Raw genomic sequence first — 21,348 nt, 5'->3', positions numbered from 1 at the left:
GAAGGCGTTTCTCCCGGTTCCACCACTTGACCCCTGGGGGGGCTTTGACTTCTGTGGAACCCGGCCGTTCCGTCGTGCGCTCCAAGCGCGCGAGCCGGATCGCGGCCTGCACCGCACTCGTTCTCTCCGCCGGCATGCTGCTGGCGGCCCCGGCCTCGGCCGATGACTCGGCGCCCGCCCGAGCGGCGCCACCGCGCAGCACGCCCCCGCGCCCGGCGGCCGGCCGACGCTGAGCCTGCCGAAGCGCACCACGGCGAAGAAGAAGTCCGGCGCGTCGGCCGCGCCGGGCAGGCAGTCCCCGTCCGCCGTCGTCCCGGCGAAGCCGCGCGGCGACCTGGACGGCGACGGCGCCGGCGACATGCTGTACCGGGGTCTGGACGGCAACACGTACGCCGTCACGGCCACTTCGGACTCGCACCCGTACACGATCAACAGCGACGACCAGTACGAGACGCCCAAGGACATCATCACGCCGGGCGACCTCGACGGCAGCGGTATGGCCGAGGTCCTGACGCTGTCGGCGTCGGGCACGCTCTCGCTCTACCGGAGCGGGGGCACGGACGGCACCGGCTACGCCACCTGGTCGGGCAACGGCTGGCAGAAGTACAACAAGGTCTCCGCCCCCGGCGACCTGGACGGCGACGGCCGCGGCGACCTGCTCGCGCGTACGCCCTCCGGCGACGTCTACGTCTACATCTCCACCGGCAACGTGGACAGCGAGCCCTTCAAGGCCGGTGTCAAGGTCGGTTACGGCTGGGACGTCTACGACCAGATCGTGGGCGCCAACGATGTCGACGGAGACGGCCTGGGCGACATCATCGCCCGTACGCCGGCGGGTGACGTGTACTTCTACGCCGGCACCGGCGACGCGGCGAAGCCCTTCGAGGCGCGCGTGAAGATCGGCTACGGCTGGGACATCTACAACCAGCTGATCAGCTTCGACGACCTCGACGGCGACGGCCTGGGCGACATCGTCGCCCGTAAGCCGGGCGGCGCGCTCTACACGTACCTCGCCAACGGCGACGGCACCTTCAAGCCGCGCGTCGAGGGCGGCACGGGCTGGAACGCGGCGGCGCTCTTCGCCGGCGCGGGCGGCAACCCGGCCTGGGGCAAGCAGGAGCTGGAGGCGCGGACCACGGGCGGCAGCCTGTACTGGTACCAGAGCCGGAACAACGAGAACTTCTTCCCGCGTCAGCTGGACAGCTCGGACACCGGCTGGAACCAGGTGAGCCTGTCGCTGGCCTCCTCGCTGGACAACGACGGCTGGGGCGACCTGCTCCAGGTCTACAACGGCACCCTCTGGGTCGGCGCCGAGGAGATCGGCTCCGGCTGGCAGGTCTACAACAGCCTGACCGGCCCCGGCGACCTGAGCGGTGACGGCAAGGGCGACGTGCTGGCCCGCGACACCAAGGGCGACCTGTACCTGTACCAGGGCAACGGGCTCGGTACGAAGTTCGCGGCCAAGGTCAAGGTCGGCTACGGCTACAACACGTACAACACGATCGTCGGCGCCGGTGACCTCAGCGGCGACGGCATCGCGGACGTGGTGGCCCGCGCGACGGACGGCACGCTCTACCTGTACAAGGGCACCGGCGACGCCGCCAAGCCGCTCTCGGCCCGCTCCCAGATCGGCACCGGCTACAACATCTACAAGCAGTTCGCCGCCCCCGGCGACCTCGACGGCGACGGCAAGGCCGACCTCGTGGGCGTCGACGGCAAGGGCGACGTGTACCGCTACTCGTCCACCGGCACCGGCACGATCGCCAAGCGCGTCAAGATCGGCTACGGCTGGGACATCTACAACGGCCTGTACTAGGGCGTGTGACCCACGGCGCCCCGTTCCCGCGGTCGCGGGGGCGGGGCGCTGCCGTGTCTCAGCCCGTGACCGGCTCCAGGAACTCCAGCCGGTTGCCCACCGGGTCGTGGCTGTAGAAGCGGCGGTGGCCCGGCAGGTTGTCGTCCCAGACCACCTCGGCGCCGCGCTCGGCCAGCCGGGCCGCGTACGCCCCGATGTCCGTGACCCGCAGACCCGGGTGGGCCTTGCGGGCCGGGCGGAAGTCCGCCTCGATGCCCAGGTGCAGCTGGACCGGCCCGGCGGCGAACCAGCAGCCGCCCCGGGCCGCGAGCACCGGCGGCTTCGGGATCTCCGTCATGCCGAGGACGTCCGTGTAGTACGCGCGCAGGGCTTCCTCGCTGCCGGCGGGGGCGGCGAGCTGGACGTGGTCGAGCGAGGCGATCATCGGTTCTCCCGGTGGGCGACGGCGAAGATGCGGCGGAAGGGGAAGACCGTGCCGTGCGGGCCCTTCGGGTAGGCCGTGCGCAGCCGGTCGCGGTACTCGGCGAGGAAGGCGTCCCGGGCCTCCTCGTCGTCGGCGAGGGCGGTGAGGACGGGGCGCAGGCCGGTGCCCTTGACCCAGTCCAGGACGGGGTCCTCGCCCGGGAGCAGGTGGAGGTACGTGGTCTCCCAGACGTCGGCCGTGGTGCCTGGGCCGGTCAGCGCGTCCAGGTATCCGGCGGGGCTCAGCACGGCGTCCGCGTGGCGCAGCAGGCCGCCGAGGCGGGGGCGCCAGCGGGGGGAGTCCGCGAGTTCGCGCATCAGGACGTGCGAGGGCTGGTCGAAGTTGCCGGGGACCTGGAGGGCGAGGGTGCCGCCGGGGAGCAGGGCGTCCAGCCAGAGCGGCAGGCGGTCGGCGTGGCCGGGGACCCACTGGAGCAGGGCGTTGGAGACGATCAGGCCGTACGGCTCGGAGGGGGCCCAGGTGGCCGCGTCGGCCTCGGTGAAGTCCAGCAGCTCCGTGGCGTGGGCGCGGGCCCTCTCCAGCATCTGCGGGGAGTTGTCGTAGCCGGTGATCCTGGCGTGCGGCCAGCGTGCGGCGAGCAGGGCGGTGACGTTGCCGGCGCCGCAGCCGAGGTCCGCGACGCGGGGCGCGGGCGCGCCGGGCGGGTCGGGGACGCGGGCCAGGAGGTCGTGGAAGGGGCGGGTGCGGTGGTCCGCGTGGCGCAGGTACTGCTGCGGGTCCCAGAGGGGTGCGGTCATGGTTTCCAGGATGATCAGGCAATATCTTGATGTCAAGACACTTGAATTCAAGAGACTTCATGTCGACAGACCATCTACACTGATCCACATGGAGGACGAGGTCGACCGTCTGGTCGCTGCATGGCGCCGCGAGCGCCCCGACCTCGACGTGGAACCGCTCGAGGTCCTCAGCCGCGTCTCCCGCCTGGCCCGCCACCTCGACCGGGCCCGCCGCATCGCCTTCGCCGAGCACCAGCTCGAACCGTGGGAGTTCGACGTGCTCACCTCGCTGCGCCGGGCCGGCGCCCCGTATCAGCTCTCCCCCGGCCAGCTGCTCACCCAGACGCTGGTCACCTCGGGCACGATGACCAACCGCATCGACCGGCTCACCAAGAAGAACCTGGTCGAGCGGCTGCCCGACCCCAGCGACCGGCGCGGCGTCCTCGTCCGGCTCACCGCCGAGGGCCGCGACAAGGCCGACCAGTCCCTGGCGGGCCTCCTCGCCCAGGAGCGCGCCATCCTCGGCGAGCTGTCCCGTCAGCAGCGCGCCGAACTGGCCGGGCTGCTACGCCAGTTGACCGCCCCGTTCGACAACATCCCCGGTTAGCCCCGGCTCCTGGGCCAGGTCGACCGGGCCGACGCCCGCGCGTCTGGCGAGCGCCACGGCGGCCAGCGTCGAGTGCACGCCCAGCTTCCCCAGCACGTTCTGCATGTGGGTGCGCACGGTGTGCGGGGAGAGGAACAGCCGCTCCGCGACCGCCTTGCGGCCCAGGCCCGCCACCATGCACCGCAGCACCTCGCGCTCGCGCGGGGTCAGCGACTCGACCAGCTTCTCGCTCTCCGTGCGGTGCTTGCGGTCGGCCAGCAGCTCGCGCAGCACCCCCGTCAGCAGCGCGGCGGGCAGATGCGTCTCGTCGCGCAGCACCCCCCGGATCACCGCGAGGAGCCGTTGCAGCGAGCTGTCCTTGGCGACCCAGCCGCAGGCCCCGGCCTTGAGGGCGAGCGCGGCCCGGGCCGGGTCGTCCTTCTCGGCGAGCACCACCGTACGGACCGAGGGACGCGCCGCGCGGACCGCGCCGACCAGGGCGATCCCGTCGACCGGACCGGCCGGGCCGGGTCCCGGGCCGGGGCGCGGGGCGGGCACGGCGGCGGCGCCCAGCTCCGCGTCGGCCAGCAGCACGTCGTATCCCCGGCCCTCGGCCGCCGCGCGCTCCAGACAGCGCAGCGCGGCCGGGCCGCTGCCGGCCGCGGCCACCTCGACGTCCGGCTCGGCCGCCAGCGCGGCGGCCAGCGATTCGGCGAAGATCCGGTGGTCGTCCACCACGAGAACCCGGATACGGGCCACAGGCACCCCCATGCTGTGTGTGACGGGAGCACCCGAAGCAGGCCCCCCGCCGCGCTCAGCGTACGGGCGGGGGCCCCGGGGAGAAGGTAATTGGCGGAAGTTGTCCAGGGGTGCGCCCTAGGGTGGGGCGCATGTTCCATCTTGAGACAGAAGTGGACAAGGAACGGCGTGCCCAGCTGCACCGGCTGCTGCGGGACGACAACACCGCGCGCTCACCGCACATGAGCGCCCTGCGCGGCATGCCGGACGCGCAGGAGGCGCCGCTGCACGTCTGGGCGCTGGACGCGGAGGGGCGCCTCGCGGGCGGTCTCGCGGCCCGGACCTGGGCGAGCTGGCTCCATCTGGAGCTGCTGTGGGTCGATACCGCGCACCGGGGTTCCGGCCTCGGCGCGCGGCTGCTCGCCGAGGCGGAACGGGTGGCCCGGGAGGACCGGGCCTGCCTCCGCTCCCGGGTGGAGACCTGGGACTTCCAGGCCCCCGGCTTCTACCGGAAGCAGGGGTACGAGGTGCGCGGACAGGTCGAGGACTTCCCGCCGGGCGTCACGGAGTTCACCCTCACCAAGGAACTGCGCTGACCCCCGTCAGACCAGCCGGCGCGCCCCCGCCGACGGCACCGCCGGGAAGACGCCCGGGGTGCCGTAGCCGGCCGCGGTGAACGCCTCCAGGACGGACTTGGTGACCGCGTCCGCCCGCTCCTCCTCGACCAGCACGATCGCCGAGCCGCCGAAGCCGCCCCGGTCATCCGCGCCCCGAGCGCCCCGGCCGCGTTGGCCGCCTCGACCACGAGGTCCAGCTCCACGCAGGAGACCCGCAGGTCGTCGCGGAGCGAGACGTGGCCCGCCGTGAGGACCGGGCCGGCCGCGCGCACGTCGCCCGCGTCGAGCAGGGCGATGACCTGCTCGACGCGCTGGTTGTCGCCGACCACATGGCGCACGTACCGCACGACGGACTCGTCCGCGCCCGACTCCGCGAGCCGGTCCAGGGCGGCGCCCAGCTCCTCGTAGGGCAGGTCGCGCAGGGTGGGTATGCCGAGCAGGCGGGCGCCCTCCTCGCAGCCGGCCCGGCGCTCCGCGTACGCCCCGTCGCCCAGCGCGTGCTTGACGCGGGTGTCGACCACCAGGAGCCGCAGCCCGTGCGCGGCCAGGTCGAAGGGCACCTGGCGGCGGCCGAGGTCCCGGGTGTCCAGGTGCAGGGCGTGGCCCTCGGTGCAGCAGGCGGACGCCATCTGGTCCATGACCCCGCAGGGGACGCCGACGAACGCGTTCTCCGCGCGCTGGGCGAGGACCGCGAGCTCCGCCGCGTCGAGCCCGAGGCCGAAGAGGTCGTTGAGGGCGAGGGCGGTGACCACTTCGAGTGCGGCGGACGAGGAGAGCCCGGCGCCCGTGGGGACGGTGGAGGTCAGCTGGATGTCGGCGCCGGTGATCTCGTGGCCCGCCTCGCGCAGCGCCCAGACCACGCCGGCCGGGTAGGCGGCCCAGCCGTGGCCCTCGTGCGGGGTCAGCCCGTCCACGCGGAGCCGGACGACGCCGCCGGGCACGTCGGTGGAGTGCAGCCGCAGTTCGCCGTCGGTGCGGCGGGAGACCGCGGCGCGGGCGGTGTGCGGGAGGGCGAGCGGCATCACGAAGCCGTCGTTGAAGTCGGTGTACTCGCCGATCAGGTTGACCCGGCCGGGCGCGGCCCAGATCCCCTCGGGCTCGCTTCCGTACAGCGCGGTGAAGGACGCGGTCAGCTCTGCGTGGTCCTCGGTCATGGTGCGGTGGGCTCCTCTCGGCGGGCGAACGTCCAGGCGTCGGAGACGATTCCGGCCAGGTCGGCGCGGGACGGCTGCCAGCCGAGCCGCTCCCTGGCGGTGGCGGCGGAGGCGACGAGGACGGCCGGGTCGCCGGCGCGGCGCGGGGCCGCGGTCTCGGGGACGGGGTGGCCGGTGACCTCGCGGACCGTCTCGATGACCTCGCGGACCGAGAAGCCGTTGCCGTTGCCGAGGTTGCAGATCAGGTGCTCGCCCGGGGTCGCGGCACCGAGGGCGAGGAGGTGCGCCTCGGCCAGGTCCGCGACGTGGATGTAGTCGCGGACGCAGGTGCCGTCCGGGGTCGGGTAGTCGTCGCCGTAGACGGAGATCGACTCGCGCTGCCCGAGGGCGACCTGGAGCACCAGCGGGATGAGGTGGGACTCGGGGCTGTGCCGCTCACCGCAGTCGCCGTAGGCCCCGGCCACGTTGAAGTAGCGCAGCGAGACGGCGGCCAGGCCGTGGGCCGCGGCCTCCCCGGTGATCATGTGGTCGACGGCGAGCTTGGTCGCGCCGTAGGGGCTGGTCGGGGCGGTGGGGTCGGCCTCCGTGATGGGGCTGGAGACCGGCTCGCCGTAGGTGGCCGCGGTGGAGGAGAAGACCAGGGTGCGGACCCCGGCGTCGCGCATGGCGGCGAGCAGGGCGGTGGAGCCGCCGACGTTGTTGAGCCAGTACTTCTCCGGGTCGGTGACGGACTCGCCGACCTGGGAGTACGCGGCGAAGTGGAGGACCCCGTCGTAGGAGGAGTCGAGCCACTTCGCGGCGTCCTGGACGCGGCCCTCGATGAAGTCGGCCCCGGCCGGGACGCCCTCACGGAAGCCGGTGGAGAGGTCGTCCAGGACCGTGACGGTGTGGCCGGCCTCGATCAGGTGCTGGGCGACGACACTGCCCACGTAACCGGCGCCGCCGGTGACCAGGTACTTCTTCGGGGTCTTGCTCACTGGCTCGCTACCTCTCGCAGTCGCTGGGCCGCGGTCTCCGGCGGCACGTCGTTGATGAACACGCTCATGCCGGATTCGGAACCCGCGAGGAACTTCAGCTTGCCGGAGGTCCGTCGGATGGTGAAAAGCTCGAGGTGGAGCCCGAAGTCCTCACGCCCGGGAATCCCGAACGGCGCCTGGTGCCAGGCGGAGATGTACGGGGTCGGCGGCTCTCCGGGTCCGAAGATCCGGTCGAATCGCCGCAACAGTTCCAGATAGACCTGTGGGAACTCCGTGCGCGCCTCCTCGTCCAGCTCGCGCAGGTCGGCGACGCGGCGGCGCGGGTGGAGGTGGACCTCGTACGGCCAGTGGGCCGCGTAGGGGACGAAGGCGATCCAGTGCTCGGCGGCGAGCACGATCCGGGAGCCGTCCTCCTCCTCGTGGGCGACCACGTCGTCGAAGAGGTTGCGGCCGGTCTTCGCGTGGTGGGCGGCCATCGAGCGGAGCATCAGCTCGGTGCGCGGGGTGACGAAGGGGTAGCCGTAGATCTGGCCGTGCGGGTGGCCGAGCGTGACGCCGATCTCGGCGCCCCGGTTCTCGAAGCAGAACACCTGCTTGACCTGCGGAAGCTCGGCCAGGGCCGCGGTGCGGTCGGTCCACGCCTCCAGGACGAGCCCCGCCTGCTCCTCGGTGAGGTCGGCGAAGGAGGCGTCGTGGTCGGAGGTGAAGCAGACGACCTCGCAGCGGCCGGAGTCCCCGGCGAGCGAGGGGAAGCGGTTCTCGAAGACGGCGACGTCGTAGTCCGGCTCCGGAATCTCGCTCTGCCGGCCCTCGCGCGAGGGGCACAGCGGGCACTCGTCGGCGGGCGGGTGGTAGGTCCGGCCCTGGCGGTGCGAGGCGATGGCCACGCTGTCGCCGAGCAGGGGGTCGCGCCGGATCTCGGACGAGGTGGAGACGGCGTCGAGGGGGCGCGGGTCGACGGCCTCGCGCACGAGGTCGTCGCGGCTGTCGTAGTAGATCAGCTCCCGGCCGTCGGCGAGCGTCGTAACCGTCTTCTTCACCAGACTCCTCCCACCAAACATAAGCCAACACAATGAACCACAAGTCAACAGATGCGTCAATGAGTCGACGGCGGGGGCATACGGGCGGTGCGAGGAGGATCACGGCCGCCTGAAGGCTGTGATTTAGGCAATACGATCACAAACAAACAAAGAACCTCTTCGGAACTGTTCACTTTCCGAACACAAGAGCGTAGTTTCCTTCGAGTTCAGTTCGCGCAACGAAGCGAGACCCCCACATGCAAAATCTGGCAGCAGAGCTCCGGCTCCCCACGAACGGGCTCGACTACACGATCCTGGCGATCTACTTCGTCGTGGTGCTCGGCATCGGCTTCGCCGCCCGGGCGAGTGTCAAGACCAGCCTCGACTTCTTCCTGTCCGGACGGTCCCTGCCTGCATGGGTGACCGGTCTGGCCTTCGTGGCGGCGAACCTCGGCGCCACCGAGATCCTGGGCATGGCGGCGACGGGCGCGCAGTACGGCGTCGCGGTGGTGCACTGGTACTGGATCGGCGCCATCCCCGCGATGGTCTTCCTCGGCCTCGTGATGATGCCGTTCTACTACCGCTCGAAGGTGCGCTCGGTGCCGGAGTTCCTGCTCCAGCGCTTCGACAAGTCCGCGCACCTGCTGAGTTCCATACTCTTCGCCTTCTCGGCGATCCTGATCGCGGGCGTCAACCTCTACGCCCTGTCGATCGTCGTGGAGGCGCTCCTCGGCTGGCCGCAGTGGGTCGCGATCGTCGTCGCGGGCCTCTTCGTGCTGGTCTACATCACGATCGGCGGGCTCTCCTCCGCGATCTACAACGAGGTGCTCCAGTTCTTCGTCATCCTCGCCGCGCTGATCCCGCTGACCCTGCTGGGGCTCAAGCGCGTCGGCGGCTGGGACGGGCTGAGCGATTCCCTGACGTCGAAGCACGGCTCCAACTTCATGTCGGCCTGGGGCGGCACGGGCATCGGTGACGCCAACCCGCTCGGCGCCAACTGGCTGACGATCGTCCTCGGCCTCGGCTTCGTGCTCTCCTTCGGCTACTGGACGACGAACTTCGCCGAGGTGCAGCGCGCCCTGTCCGCGAAGAACCTCTCGGCCGCCCAGCGCACCCCGCTGATCGCCGCCTTCCCGAAGATGTTCATCGTCTTCGCCGTGATGATCCCGGGCCTGGTCGCCGCCGTGGTCGTGCCGAACATCGGCGCCGCCGGCTCCGGCACCACGTACAACGACGCGATCCCGCTGCTGATGCGCGAGCTGCTGCCCAACGGTGTGCTCGGCATCGCGGTGACCGGTCTGCTGGCCGCGTTCATGGCGGGCATGGCCGCCAACGTCTCCTCGTTCAACACCGTGTTCACCACGGACATCTGGGCGCGGTACGTGAAGAAGGACGAGTCGGACGCGTACTACCTGCGCTTCGGCCGGCTGATCACGGCGCTCGGTGTGCTGGCCTCCATCGGCACCGCGTTCATCGCCGCCAGCTTCTCGAACATCATGAGCTACCTCCAGACGCTCTTCTCGTTCTTCAACGTGCCGCTCTTCGTCGTGTTCATCATCGGCATGTTCTGGAAGCGCGCCTCGATGAAGTCCGGTGTCTGGGGCCTGCTCGCGGGCACCACGGCCGCGATGGTCAACTACTTCGTCATCTACAAGCAGGGCGTCATCGACATCCCGAGCGACCAGGGCGCCAACTTCGTCTCCGCCATCGTCGGTTTCGTCGCCGGTGCGGTCGTCATGATCGCGGTCACGCTCTTCACCGCTCCCAAGCCCGAGGCCGAACTCGCCGGCCTCGTCTACGGAACCGAGTCCCCGGGCGCCCCCGAGGTGCCCGAGGAGGGCGACAGCGCCTGGTACCGCAGGCCCGCGCTGCTGGGATGGGGGGCCATCGTGCTCGCCGCCCTGTGCTACGTCCCCTACTCGTTCTGATCGGAGCAACCCACCATGTCCGACCTGCACAAGGAAGTCTCCGACCTGGAGCAGAAGTCCGCCACGGCGGCCCGCCTCTTCGACATCCGGCGGATCATCGGCGGCCTCTTCGTGGTCTACGGGATCATCGTGACGATCGCCGGGATCAGCCCGTCCGACGAGGACCTGAAGAAGGCCCAGGGCGTCCACATCAACCTCTGGACCGGCATCGCCATGCTGGTGCTCGGCCTGTTCTTCCTGGTCTGGATGAAGCTGCGCCCGGCCCAGGCCCCGGAGCACGCCCCGGAGGACACCCCGGGCAGCTAGTACCCCGTTACGCCGAAAGGGCCGGACACCGTCAGCCGACGGGGTCCGGCCCCTGGCGTGTCACCGCCGCCCGGTCCAGCAGCCCGGTCCGGGCGGCCAGCGCGGCGGCCTCCAGACGGGAGCCGACCCCGAGCTTCATCAGGACGCGCTGGACGTGCGTCCGCGCGGTGCTCGGCGCGATCCGCATCCCGGCCGCGATCAGCCGGGTGTCCTCGCCCTCCGCGACCCGGACCAGCACCTCGACCTCGCGCGGGGTGAGCAGCCGCAGCAGCCTGCGGCCCTCGTCGTCCGGCTGGGCCACCGGGTCGAGCAGTTCGGCGAAGGCGCCCTGGAGGAGCTGGGGCGCGATGGCCGCCTCCCCGGCCCTGGCCTTGGCGATGGCGCGCTCCACGCCCTCGATCCGCTCGTCGTGCCGGACGTACCCGGCGGCCCCGGCCGCGAAGGCTGCGGCGATCCCGCGCGGGCTGGGGACCGGGCCGAGGACGACGACCGCGGTCTGCGGGCGCTCGCGCCGGATGCGGACGACCGGGTCGAAGGTGCCGGGCACGGCGGGCGACGCGGTGCCGAACAGGCAGACCTCCGGGGCCCGTCCGACGACGAGGTCCGCCGCCCCGGTGGTGGGCGCGGCGGCGGCCAGCACCCGGTGGCCGCGCAGTTTCAGCGCCGAGGCCAGCGCCTCGGCGAGCAGTCGGTGGTCGTCCACCACCATCAGCCGGACACCCATCGCACCGTTCCCCCCGTCGCACCGGCACGGGCCCCCCGGCCCTCCAGGGCCTGCAAGTTACACGGCCGGATACGCGTGTGGGGGTGGAACCGGCCGGTTCCACCCCCACATGTGATGCGCGCTCAGCTGGTGCGGAAGGACACCACCAGGTACTCCTTCTCGTCCAGCGAGCTCTTGCGCGGTGCGCTGATCATCGTCTCGGAGATGAAGAAGCGCCCCTGCTCGTACCGGAACTCCGCGTAGTCCGCGGAGAAGCTGGTCTCCGCGTCCCGGACGGCCTCGTCGGACGGATTGCGCATCAGGACCGTCTGCTTGAAGGTGCTGCCGTCGATGGAGACGACCTCACCGCCCTTGTCGTACGGGGGTTCCCGGTACGCGATGATGTTGCCGCCGTCCATGCGCAGCGGGAACATCGTGAACTTCTCGCCCGCGTCGGCCCGGTCGCCGGTCTGCTTGCCGGTGGTGAGGTCGAAGGAGACGATCTCGTTGGTCCGGCTGAAGCTCTCGCCGCTGCCCTCGTGCTCCTCGGTCGGCAGGTACAGGCGGTTGTTGCCGACGGCGAGGTGCTGGCACTGCTCGACCTCGGTGGAACCGCACCTGGCCGCGTACCTCTCGGCGTCGGCGGAGATGCGGATCTTCAACTTGCCGGTGGTCTCGTCGATCGAGAAGAAGTCCGAGATGCTGCTGCCGTCGCCGGCGGTTTCGCCGACGTCGGCCGCGACGACGAGCGGCTTGGTGGAGACGATGCTCGCGTACTCGACGCCGTCCGGCATCTTGAACGAGGAGAGCGGGGCGCCCGTCGTCGGGTTGAGCGCCTGGATGGTGAGCTGCGGGTCGTCGTACGTACCGCACTTGCGGACGACGGCCAGGGCCTCGCCGCCGCCGTATCCGGCGTCGTAGCAGCCGTCGGCGCTGACCTTCGGCTTCCACAGCTCGGCGCCGTCCGCCAGCTTGAAGGCGGCGCCGCCCCGGGTGCCGCCGGCGGCGACCGTGGTGCCGCTGAGGGTGACCTCGTCGAAGCGGATGGGTTCGTCACCGCCGTTGGAGGCGACGACCGACTTGCTCCAGAGCAGCTTGCCGGTGGCCAGGTCGAGGGCGCCGACCTTGGTGCACTGCTGGTACTTCTCGGCCTTCGTGCGCTTGCCCTCCTCGAAGAGGACGGCGGTCTTGAAGTCCTTGGTCATGTGCCGCGACGCGCCGCACACCTGGCCGTCCAGCGGGATCGACCAGACCTTGGTGCCCTTGTCCAGGTCGTAGCCGACGACCTCGTTGATGCCCGACTTCACATACACCTTGTCGGTGACCCAGGAGCCGTCGACGGTGGTGACGTCGGTGACCTTGGGCTGCGGGAGCTGGAAGCCGACGGTCGAGTCGACGTTCGCCGGGGCCTTCTCCTTGCCGCCGGTGCCACCGCCCTTCCCGCCGTCGTCGCCCTTGCCGCCCTTGTTCTCGCCCGAGGTACCGGCGGAGGAGCCCGCCTCGTCCTTCTTGCCGTCCCCGCCGCTGGAGGCGTACCAGATGCCGCCGCCGACGATCAGGGCGACCGCGACCACGGCCGCGACGATGATCTGGGCCTGGGTGGAGAACTTCTTCCCGCCCCCGCCCCGCCCTGCGGCGGCGTCGGGTAGGCCGGCTGCATCGGGGCGGTCGGGTAGCCGTACGGCTGCTGCTGGCCCTGCTGCGGGAAGCCGTAGCCGGGCTGGGTGGGCGGCTGGGGCGGCTGGCCCTGCTGCGGGAAGCCGTAGCCCGGCTGGGTGGGCGGCTGGGGCGGCTGGCCCTGCGGGAAGCCGTAGCCGGGCTGCTGCTGGGGCGGGCCGGGGGGCGGCGGCGGGGTCGGCGCGCCGAAACCGCCGGAGGGCGGGTCCTGCGGGGCGCCGAACCCGCCGGGCGGCGGGTCCTGCGGCGCGCCGAAGCCGCCCTGGGGCGGGTCGTTGGGCGGCTGCTGGGGCGGCTGGGTCATGGCGTTGCGTACCTCGGGGAAGGGGGCGGTCGGGTTCGTCCGGGTGGGGGGAGCCTCAGTTGCCGAAGGCCATCAGGGTCTTCGTCTCCAGCTCTTCCTTGTCGTTGCTCGCGCTGACCCGCCCGCTCGCGATGAACGAACGCCCGTCCACGTACTGGATCTTCGGGTTGTAGAAGGAGCGCTCGATCTCCGAGGTGGAGTCCGGGTGCTTGAGAATCATCTTCGGGCTGCCGCCGGCCGGGGAGAGGGTGGCGATGCCGCCGCCCTTGCCGTAGCCGCCCTCGACGTAGAGCAGGACGTTGCCGCCCTCCATGCCGAGCGGCTTCATGGTCGCCTCGGCGGGCGCGTTCGCCTTCCACTTCGTCTTGCCGGTGTTCAGGTTGAACGCGACGACCTTGTTGGTGCGGGCGGAGCCGCCGTTGTCGTCCGTGGTGGACATGTAGAAGGTGTTGGCGTCGGCCGCGACGCCGGTGCAGCCCTGGAGCTGCTGGCCGAAGATGGTGAAGCCGCCGCCGCAGTCCGGGGAGAACTTGTCGCCCTTGTCGCTGGACAGCTGGGAGCGCAGCGTTCCGTTCTCGCGGAGCGCGAGGACACTCCACTTCTTGTCCTCGCTGCTGTCGCCCTTGGTGAGGGAGACGATGAGCGGGCTCACCGAGTAGACCTTGTCGACCTCCCAGCCGCGCGCGGGCTTGTAGGTCCACTTCGCCTTGCCGGTGTTCGGGTCGAGCTCCTCGATCTCCTGCTGCGGGTTCTCGACGTCGTCCGTGCGGCAGTTGACCGCGGCGATGAGCTTGGCGCCGCCGGCGAAGGCGAACGGCTGGCAGTTGCCGCTCCGCTTGCCGAAGACCTCCTTGCCGTCGCTGACCCGGAAGGCGTTGGACGCACCGGTGCGGCCGGCCGTGACGGTGTCGCCGCTGATGGCCATCGAGAGGTCGGACATCATGTCGAAGAGGCCGCTCTTCTTGACCTCCTTCTTCCATCCGGCCTTGCCCGTGTTGAGGTCGATCTGCTGGAGCGCGGAGCAGTCGGCCTTGTCGGTGGTGCCGTTCTTGATAGCGATGACGATCTTGCCGTCGGTGGTGGTCTGCTCGGGCGCGGAGCAGATGTCGGCCGGCAGCTTCAGGGTCCACGCCTGCTTGCCGTCGGCGACCGAGTAGCCGGAGACCGTGCGGTACATGCCCTTGACGATGGTGTCGCCGACGATCCAGGGGCCGTAGACGTCCGCGCCGTTGCGCGGGAGGTCGACATCGTTCTTCTGCAGCCAGAGGACCTTGGCCTCGCCGTCCTTGCGGCCGCTGTTGAGGTCGTCGCTCTCCTCCCGGCCGGTGCCGTTGCCGTCGCCCTGGTCGACGGTGGGCGAGCCGGTCGGCTTCTTCACCTGTTCGCTCTTCTTGGCGACCGGCTTGTCGTCGTCCCCGTCGCCGCCGCTCGTCGCGAAGTACACGCCGCCGCCGATGACCAGGAGCGCGACGACCGCCGCCCCGATGATCAGGGCCGGCTTGCGCTTGAACGGGTTGCCGCCGCCGGGTCCGTTCGGCCCGGGCGGCACGGGCCCGCCGGGGTGCTGCTGCGGCGGGAAGCCGTAACCGGGCTGCGGCTGCTGGCCGTAGGGGCCCGGCTGCTGGCCGTACGGCCCCGGCTGCTGCCCGTAGGGACCGGGCTGCTGGTTGTACGGGCCGGGCTGCGGCTGGCCGTAGGGGCCGGGCTGCTGGGGCTGGCCGTACGGGCCCGGCTGCTGCGGCTTGTCGTACGGGCCGGGCTGCTGCGGGTAGCCGTAGCCCGGCTGCGTGGGCGGCGGGGTGGGCGGCGCGGCGGGGGCCTGGGGCGGTGCGGGGGGCGGCGGCGGAGTCTGCGGCGGGGCCTGGGGCGGCTGCGGTACCCCGTGCGGCGGCTCCTGCGGAGCGCCGAAGCCTCCCTGCGGCGGTTGCTGTCCGGGCGGCTGGGTCATCAGCACGTCCCCCTTCGTGCGGTCCGGTGCCCGTTCCGGACTCCCCCGCGATCCCGCCGGCACCGGGGGCAAGGCCCCCTGGAACACAACGGAATGGAGCGAATCGGGCATGGATCCCGCAGTGTCACGTCAGTCGAGCGGGACTTCTTTCTACCACCCGCCCGAGGGCGCCTCCCGGTTCGGTCCGCCCCTGTTCCCAAGGGAGGACCGGGCCGTGATGCCGCTGTGATGCTTCGGACCGTCAGCCGCCGTAGACCACCACGGAGCGCGCCTCCACCTCGTCGTCGCCCTCGATGCCGCTGAGCCGCGAGGGCGTCAGCACGGCGCGTCCGCCGGTGTACGCGACGCGCGGTTCGAAGATGCCGCGCTCCAGGTCGGCGCCGGACGCCGGATGGCGCTGCACGAACCGCGGGGTGCCGCCGGTGGAGGGGAGGGTGGCGATCCCGCCGCCCTTGCCCTTGGCCGCGTGGACGTACATCAGCAGCTTGCCGCCCTCGGTGCGCAGCGGGGTGGCGGCCTGGCCGCCCGGTGCGTCGGCCGACCAGCGGAACTTCCCGGTGGACAGGTCGAACGCCACGATCTTGTTGGCCTGGGTGGCTCCGAGCTCGCCGTGGTCGGTGCTCATGTAGAAGGTGTTCGCGTCGGCGGCCACGCCCACGCAGTTGTCCAAATTCCGGCCGAGGGACATCAGGTCCCGCTCGCACTCGACCTGGTAGTCCCCCGGTCCGCCGGAGAGCTGGGAGCGGTAGCTGCCGTCGGCGTTGAGGACGAGGACGGCCCACTTCTCCGGGTGCTTCAGCGAGACGACGAGCGGGCTGACCGAGTAGATCTGCCCGACCTCCCAGTCCTTCTTCAGCTTGTACGTCCACAGCGCCTTGCCGGTGGCGGGGTCGATCCGCTGGAGCTGATGGTCCTTGTACTGGTCGTCGGCGGTGTGGCAGCTGACCGCGGCGATGGCGACCGGTCCGCTGGCGAGGCCGAACGGCTGGCACTTCCCGGGCCGTTCACCGAAGAGCTGCTTGCCGTCGCTGACCCGGAAGCCCTCGGTGCGACCGGTGCGCCCGACGGTGACGGTGTCGCCGTTGATGGCCATCGCGAGGTCGGAGAGGCCGTCCCAGACGCCCTTGCGGACGTACGACTTGTGCCAGCCGGCCTTGCCGGTCCTCAGGTCGACCATCTGGAGGGTGTCGCACTCGGCGTCCTCAGCGGTGTCGTGCCTGATCCCGAGGACGATCCTGCCGTCGGTGGTGGGCTGCGAGGGCGCCGCGCACATCTTGGACGGCAGCCGGAGGTTCCAGCGCCGGGTGCCGTCGGAGACCGAGTAGCCGGAGACCGTGTTGAACAGCGCCCGGACGACGACGTCCCCGGCGAACCAGGGGCCGAACTGGTCCTCGCCGTTGCGCGGCAGGTCGATGCCGCCCTTCTGGATCCAGGCGACCTTCGCCTCGCCGGGCTCGGCGCCGGCGTTGATGGTCCGGGCCTCCTCCTCCGGGCTGACCACCGGCTCCCCGGTGGCCCCGCTCTTGGTCGGCGACGGCGCCACCGTGGGCTTCGCGGAGTGGGTCGGCCCGGCGAGCGGCTTGTCGTCGTCCCCGCCGCCGGTGGCGAACCAGATCCCGCCGCCCGCGAGGAGCGCGACGGCGACCACGGCCCCGACGATCTTCGCGGTCCGGCCCCGGAACCGCCCGCCGGGGGGCGGCGTGGGCGCCGGGTACTGCTGCTGGGTGGGCATCTGGTGCAGCCCCGGCTGCGTGTACGGGCCCGGCCGGGGCGGTCCGTAGCCCTGCGGCGGATAGCCGTAGCCGGGCTGTTGCTGTTGCTGTCCGTACGGGCTGCCGGTCGCCGGATCGTACGGTGCTCCGAACTCGCCCTGCGGCGGCTGCTGTCCGGGCGGCTGGCTCATCGGACCCGTCCCCCTGTGGTGAAAGCGGCACGGTCGTGGCCCGCACCGGGCAGGTTTCTTTGTACCACCCGCCCCATGCGTAACGACGCTCAGGCGTCCTCGGCCAGTTCCAGCCAGCGCATCTCCAACACGTCCCGCTCCGCGACCAGTTCCCGCAGCTCCGCGTCGAGCTTCGCCACCTTCTCGAAGTCCGTGGCGTTCTCGGCGATCTGCGCGTGCAGGGTCGTCTCGCGCGACGACATCTTCTCCAGCTGCCGTTCGACCTTCTGGAGCTCCTTCTTGGCCGCGCGGGCCGCCTGCGCGGAGACCGCGGGCGCCGCCGGGGCGGCGGACCGCTCGGCGGCCGGGGCGGCGGGCACCGCCGTCTCGGCCTGGCGCTGCCTGCGCTCCAGGTACTCGTCGATGCCGCGCGGCAGCATCCGCAGCGCCTGGTCGCCGAGGAGGGCCATGACCCGGTCCGTGGTGCGCTCGATGAAGAACCGGTCGTGGGAGATCACGATCATGGAGCCGGGCCAGCCGTCGAGCAGGTCCTCCAGCTGGGTCAGGGTCTCGATGTCGAGGTCGTTGGTCGGCTCGTCCAGGAAGAGGACGTTGGGCTCGTCCATCAGCAGCCGCAGGATCTGGAGCCGGCGCCGCTCGCCGCCGGAGAGGTCGCCGACGGGCGTCCACTGCTTCTCCTTGGCGAAGCCGAACTGCTCGCAGAGCTGTCCGGCGGTCATCTCGCGGCCCTTGCCGAGGTCCACCCGGTCCCGCACCTGCTGGACGGCCTCCAGCACGCGGAGGTTCGGGTCCAGCTCGTGGACCTCCTGGGAGAGGTAGGCGAGCCGGACGGTCTTGCCGACGACGATCCGCCCGGCGGCCGGCTGGACCTCGCCCTCGCTGCGGGCGGCCTCGGCGAGCGCCCGCAGCAGCGAGGTCTTGCCGGCGCCGTTGACCCCGACCAGGCCGATGCGGTCGCCGGGGCCGAGCTGCCAGGTGAGGTGCTGGAGCAGGGTCTTGGGGCCCGCCTGGACGGTGACGTCCTCCAGGTCGAACACGGTCTTGCCGAGCCGGGCGTTGGCGAACTTCATCAGCTCGCTGGTGTCGCGCGGCGGCGGCACGTCCGCGATCAGCTCGTTGGCGGCCTCGATGCGGTAGCGGGGCTTCGCGGTACGGGCGGGGGCGCCGCGCCGCAGCCAGGCCAGCTCCTTGCGCATCAGGTTCTGCCGCTTGGCCTCCTCGGTCGCGGCGATCCGCTCCCGTTCGGCGCGGGCGAACACGTAGTCGCTGTAGCCGCCCTCGTACTCGTGGACCGTGCCGCGCTGCACGTCCCACATGCGGGTGCAGACCTGGTCCAGGAACCAGCGGTCGTGGGTGACGCAGACCAGGGCGGACCGGCGGGCGCGCAGATGGCCGGCGAGCCAGGCGATGCCCTCGACGTCGAGGTGGTTGGTCGGCTCGTCCAGGACGATCAGGTCCTGCTCGGCGATGAGCAGCTTGGCGAGCGCGATGCGGCGCCGCTCGCCGCCGGAGAGCGGGGCGATGACGGTGTCCAGGCCGTTCTGGAAGCCCGGCAGGTCGAGCCCGCCGAAGAGGCCGGTGAGCACGTCGCGGACCTTGGCGCTGCCCGCCCACTCGTGGTCGGCGAGGTCGCCGATCACCTCGTGGCGGATGGTCGCCTGGGGGTCCAGCGAGTCGTGCTGGGTGAGCACGCCGAGGCGCAGCCCGCCGCTGTGCGTGACGCGGCCGGTGTCCGCCTCCTCCAGCCGGGCGAGCATCCGGATCAGGGTCGTCTTGCCGTCGCCGTTGCGGCCGACGACGCCGATCCTGTCCCCCTCCGAGACGCCGAGGGAGACACCGTCGAGCAGGGCACGGGTGCCGTACACCTTGCTGACCTGCTCGACATTGATGAGGTTGACGGCCACGAACGCTCCAGCTGCGAGGAAGACTCCGGCCTTCCAGCGTAGTCGCCGCCGCACGGACCTCCGTACGAGCGCCCGTACGGGCCCGGTGTACCTTGCGCGCATCGATCAAGGGGTGGGGACTGCCATGACACGTCGTACGGTTCGCGGGCTGGTGCCCGTCCTGCTGGCCGCGTCCGCGCTGACCGGCTGCTCGTCGGAGGCGGATTCCGGCGGGGACGCGAAGCCGGAGAAGTCCGCGGCGCCCGCGGTGAGGACCGCGGCCAAGGGCGGCACGGTCGGCGGCGCGGGCTCCGGCTGCGAGCTGCCGGTGACCTTCGACCTGGCGGCGGACTGGAAGCCGAAGGCCGTCGAGATCGACCCGGACTCGGACTTCGCCGAGCTGGCCGAGCAGGGCCCGGTCACCCTGGCCTGCGAGATCGACGCGAAGCCGGCCGGGCACGTCGGCTTCCTGCGGGTGTGGCGGGCGGCGACCACGACCGTGACCCCGCGCGAGGCGCTGAAGGGCTTCGTCGGGGCGGACGTGAACGCCTCCGGGGCCGCGTACAAGGAGGTCGCGAGCGGCGGGCAGCGCCTGACCGAGGTGGTCTACACGGCCCACAGCGACCTCATGGACGAGAACCGCCCCGCCCACGCCTTCGCGCTCGCCACCCCCGACGGCCCGGTCGTGGTCCACCTGGGCGGCCTGGACGCGGACCAGCATGAGGGCATGCTGCCGGCGTACGAGCTGGCGAAGGCGTCGGTACGGGTGGGCTGAAGGCCCTAGAGGACCGTGGCCCCCGGGGCCGGGGAGGCCGCCGTGCGCGCCGTGCGGCAGGTGCCGGACGCGGTGAGGGCGGCGGCCACCTTGCGGGCCGTCGCCTCGTCCTCCGTGAGGAACGCGGTCGTCGGGCCCGAGCCCGAGACCAGGGCCGCCAGCGCGCCCGCCTCCGTGCCCGCCGCCAGGGTCGCGGCGAGGGACGGGCGCAGGGAGAGCGCGGGGGCCTGGAGGTCGTTGCTCAGGGTGGCGGCCAGGGCCTTCGGGTCGCCCGAGCGCAGCGCGTCGAGGAGGGCGTCCGAGGCCACGGGTTCCGGGACGCGGGTGCCCTCGGTCAGGCGGTCGAACTCGCGGTACACCGCCGGGGTGGAGAGCCCGCCGTCGGCCACCGCGAACACCCAGTGGAAGGTGCCGCCGACCTCGACCGGGGTCAGCCGCTCGCCCCGGCCGGTCCCGAGCGCGGCGCCGCCGACCAGGCTGAACGGCACATCGCTGCCCAGCTCGGCGCAGAGGGCGAGCAGGTCCTCGCGCGGGGTGCCGGTCCCCCACAGCGCGTCGCAGGCCAGCAGGGCGCCGGCCCCGTCCGCGCTGCCGCCCGCCATGCCGCCGGCGACCGGGATGTCCTTGTCGATGTGGATGTGCACGTCGGGCGCGATGCCGTGGCGCGCGGCCAGCGCGGAGGCCGCCCGGGCCGCGAGGTTCGACGCGTCCAGCGGGACCTGGGCCGCGTCCGGCCCGGAGCAGGTGATGCGCAGGCGGTCGGCGGGGGCGACGGTGACCTCGTCGTACAGGCCGACGGCGAGGAAGACGTTGGCCAGGTCGTGGAAGCCGTCGGGGCGCGCGGCGCCCACCGAGAGCTGGACGTTGACCTTGGCGGGGACCCGTACGGTGACGCTCACCGGTCACTCCCGTTCTCGTCGGTGGCGGGCTTGTTCTCGGCGACCGCCGCGAACTCCTCGATCGTCAGGGACTCCCCGCGCGCCTGCGGCGAGATGCCCGCCGCGACCAGGGCGGCCTCGGCGGCCGGTGCGGAGCCGGCCCAGCCCGCGAGTGCCGCGCGCAGCGTCTTGCGGCGCTGCGCGAAGGCCGCGTCCACAACCGCGAAGACCTCTTCCTTGCTCGCGGTCGTCGCCACGGGTTCCGCGCGGCGGACCAGCGAGACGAGCCCGGAGTCCACGTTCGGGGCGGGCCAGAAGACCTTGCGGCCGATGGACCCGGCGCGCTTGACGTCCGTGTACCAGTTGGCCTTCACCGACGGCACGCCGTAGACCTTGTTGCCCGGCCGGGCGGCCAGCCGGTCCGCGACCTCCGCCTGCACCATGACGAGCGTGCGCTCGATGCTGGGGAAGCGGTCGAGCACGGTGAGCAGCACCGGGACGGCGACGTTGTACGGCAGGTTGGCGACCAGCGCCGTGGGCGGCGGTCCCGGCAGTTCGCGTACGAGCATGGCGTCCGAGTGCACCAGCGCGAAGCGGTCGGCGCGGGCGGGCATCCGGGCGGCGACGGTGGCGGGCAGGGCCGCCGCGAGCACGTCGTCGATCTCGACGGCGACGACCCGGTCGGCGACTTCGAGCAGCGCGAGGGTCAGCGAGCCGAGCCCCGGCCCGATCTCGACCACCACGTCGTCCGGCCGGACCTCCGCCGTGCGCACGATCCGCCGGACCGTGTTGGCGTCGATGACGAAGTTCTGCCCGCGCTGCTTGGTGGGGCGTACGCCGAGGGCGTCGGCGAGTTCGCGGATGTCTGCGGGGCCCAGAAGGGCGTCGGGCTCAGTGCTGCTCACCTGTAAAGCGTAAAGCGCTTTACAGATCGCT

General features: G+C 71.9%; 16 protein-coding genes and 3 pseudogenes. 6 read left to right on the top strand and 13 right to left on the bottom strand.

Annotation, left to right across the window (positions count from 1 at the left end):
- The first annotated feature begins 53 nt into the window (after nucleotides 1–53).
- Nucleotides 54–1,816: pseudogene (locus NEH16_RS18950) on the top strand (FG-GAP repeat domain-containing protein).
- Nucleotides 1,817–1,874: 58 nt separating this feature from the next.
- On the opposite strand, the gene NEH16_RS18945 reads toward NEH16_RS18950, so the two are convergent.
- Nucleotides 1,875–2,240, bottom strand: coding sequence for a VOC family protein (locus tag NEH16_RS18945; protein WP_265543898.1), 366 nt, complete (start codon nucleotides 2,238–2,240; stop codon nucleotides 1,875–1,877).
- Complete coding sequence (locus tag NEH16_RS18940; RefSeq protein WP_265543896.1) at nucleotides 2,237–3,037, bottom strand: trans-aconitate 2-methyltransferase; 801 nt, start codon at nucleotides 3,035–3,037, stop codon at nucleotides 2,237–2,239. Before NEH16_RS18940 ends, NEH16_RS18945 begins: the two co-directional genes overlap by 4 nt.
- 88 nt (nucleotides 3,038–3,125) lie before the next feature.
- On the opposite strand from NEH16_RS18940, the gene NEH16_RS18935 reads away from it, so the two are divergent.
- Nucleotides 3,126–3,623 (top strand): MarR family winged helix-turn-helix transcriptional regulator, encoded by a 498-nt coding sequence (locus NEH16_RS18935; RefSeq protein WP_073864884.1) that lies wholly within the window; start codon nucleotides 3,126–3,128, stop codon nucleotides 3,621–3,623.
- On the opposite strand, the gene NEH16_RS18930 is transcribed toward NEH16_RS18935, so the two are convergent.
- Entirely contained in the window at nucleotides 3,582–4,373 is a 792-nt protein-coding gene (locus NEH16_RS18930; protein ID WP_265543892.1) for a LuxR C-terminal-related transcriptional regulator, read from the bottom strand. The genes NEH16_RS18935 and NEH16_RS18930 overlap by 42 nt on opposite strands.
- Before the next feature lie 119 nt (nucleotides 4,374–4,492).
- Here NEH16_RS18930 and NEH16_RS18925 point away from each other — a divergent pair, with 119 nt between their 5' ends.
- The gene (locus NEH16_RS18925; RefSeq protein ID WP_073968589.1) at nucleotides 4,493–4,936 is read left to right on the top strand and encodes a GNAT family N-acetyltransferase; all 444 of its coding nucleotides are present in this window, start codon (nucleotides 4,493–4,495) and stop codon (nucleotides 4,934–4,936) included.
- A gap of 6 nt (nucleotides 4,937–4,942) precedes the next feature.
- Here NEH16_RS18925 and galK read toward each other — a convergent pair.
- From galK to galT, 3 genes and pseudogenes are all read right to left on the bottom strand, one after another.
- Nucleotides 4,943–6,111: pseudogene (galK, locus tag NEH16_RS18920) on the bottom strand (galactokinase).
- The gene (gene galE, locus NEH16_RS18915; protein WP_265543890.1) at nucleotides 6,108–7,088 is read right to left on the bottom strand and encodes a UDP-glucose 4-epimerase GalE; all 981 of its coding nucleotides are present in this window, start codon (nucleotides 7,086–7,088) and stop codon (nucleotides 6,108–6,110) included. Before galE ends, galK begins: the two are co-directional and overlap by 4 nt.
- On the bottom strand, nucleotides 7,085–8,128 hold the full coding sequence (gene galT, locus NEH16_RS18910) for a galactose-1-phosphate uridylyltransferase (RefSeq protein ID WP_265543888.1): 1,044 nt from the start codon (nucleotides 8,126–8,128) through the stop codon (nucleotides 7,085–7,087). The genes galE and galT overlap by 4 nt, the downstream gene beginning before the upstream one ends.
- Before the next feature lie 236 nt (nucleotides 8,129–8,364).
- Between galT and NEH16_RS18905 the strand changes: the two genes are divergently transcribed.
- Both NEH16_RS18905 and NEH16_RS18900 read left to right on the top strand, forming a co-directional pair.
- Nucleotides 8,365–10,035: a sodium:solute symporter family protein gene (locus NEH16_RS18905; RefSeq protein ID WP_073968593.1), complete on the top strand. Its 1,671-nt coding sequence runs from the start codon at nucleotides 8,365–8,367 to the stop codon at nucleotides 10,033–10,035.
- 15 nt (nucleotides 10,036–10,050) lie between these two features.
- Complete coding sequence (locus NEH16_RS18900) at nucleotides 10,051–10,341, top strand: hypothetical protein (protein ID WP_265543886.1); 291 nt, start codon at nucleotides 10,051–10,053, stop codon at nucleotides 10,339–10,341.
- Between the two features lie 31 nt (nucleotides 10,342–10,372).
- Here NEH16_RS18900 and NEH16_RS18895 read toward each other — a convergent pair whose 3' ends face one another.
- The 5 genes and pseudogenes from NEH16_RS18895 to NEH16_RS18875 form a co-directional block, all read right to left on the bottom strand.
- On the bottom strand, nucleotides 10,373–11,065 hold the full coding sequence (locus NEH16_RS18895; protein WP_265543885.1) for a response regulator transcription factor: 693 nt from the start codon (nucleotides 11,063–11,065) through the stop codon (nucleotides 10,373–10,375).
- Between the two features lie 122 nt (nucleotides 11,066–11,187).
- Nucleotides 11,188–13,025 (bottom strand): annotated as a pseudogene (locus tag NEH16_RS18890) (PQQ-binding-like beta-propeller repeat protein).
- A 55-nt stretch (nucleotides 13,026–13,080) separates the two neighbouring features.
- Complete coding sequence (locus tag NEH16_RS18885; RefSeq protein WP_073968777.1) at nucleotides 13,081–14,973, bottom strand: PQQ-binding-like beta-propeller repeat protein; 1,893 nt, start codon at nucleotides 14,971–14,973, stop codon at nucleotides 13,081–13,083.
- Between the two features lie 241 nt (nucleotides 14,974–15,214).
- Nucleotides 15,215–16,876 carry a PQQ-binding-like beta-propeller repeat protein gene (locus NEH16_RS18880; RefSeq protein ID WP_265543882.1) on the bottom strand — a complete coding sequence of 554 codons (1,662 nt, stop codon included), beginning with the start codon at nucleotides 16,874–16,876 and terminating at the stop codon, nucleotides 15,215–15,217.
- An 89-nt stretch (nucleotides 16,877–16,965) separates the two neighbouring features.
- On the bottom strand, nucleotides 16,966–18,780 hold the full coding sequence (locus tag NEH16_RS18875) for an ABC-F family ATP-binding cassette domain-containing protein (RefSeq protein ID WP_265543880.1): 1,815 nt from the start codon (nucleotides 18,778–18,780) through the stop codon (nucleotides 16,966–16,968).
- Between the two features lie 124 nt (nucleotides 18,781–18,904).
- On the opposite strand from NEH16_RS18875, the gene NEH16_RS18870 reads away from it, so the two are divergent.
- A complete protein-coding gene (locus NEH16_RS18870) occupies nucleotides 18,905–19,534 on the top strand; it encodes a lipoprotein (RefSeq protein ID WP_265543878.1) in 630 nt (209 codons plus the stop codon).
- 5 nt (nucleotides 19,535–19,539) lie between these two features.
- Here the strand turns inward: NEH16_RS18870 and NEH16_RS18865 are convergent, their stop codons facing one another.
- Both NEH16_RS18865 and rsmA read right to left on the bottom strand, forming a co-directional pair.
- Nucleotides 19,540–20,433 (bottom strand): 4-(cytidine 5'-diphospho)-2-C-methyl-D-erythritol kinase, encoded by an 894-nt coding sequence (locus NEH16_RS18865; protein WP_265543875.1) that lies wholly within the window; start codon nucleotides 20,431–20,433, stop codon nucleotides 19,540–19,542.
- Nucleotides 20,430–21,317, bottom strand: a complete 888-nt coding sequence (gene rsmA, locus NEH16_RS18860; protein WP_265543873.1) for a 16S rRNA (adenine(1518)-N(6)/adenine(1519)-N(6))-dimethyltransferase RsmA — start codon at nucleotides 21,315–21,317, stop codon at nucleotides 20,430–20,432. Before rsmA ends, NEH16_RS18865 begins: the two co-directional genes overlap by 4 nt.
- Nucleotides 21,318–21,348: the final 31 nt, after the last annotated feature.

Origin of the sequence: Streptomyces drozdowiczii (assembly GCF_026167665.1) — a bacterium.
GTDB classification, from domain to species: Bacteria; Actinomycetota; Actinomycetes; order Streptomycetales; family Streptomycetaceae; genus Streptomyces; species Streptomyces drozdowiczii_A.
Note: the sequence above shows the minus strand (reverse complement) of the source record. Positions and strands in the feature narration are given on the sequence as shown.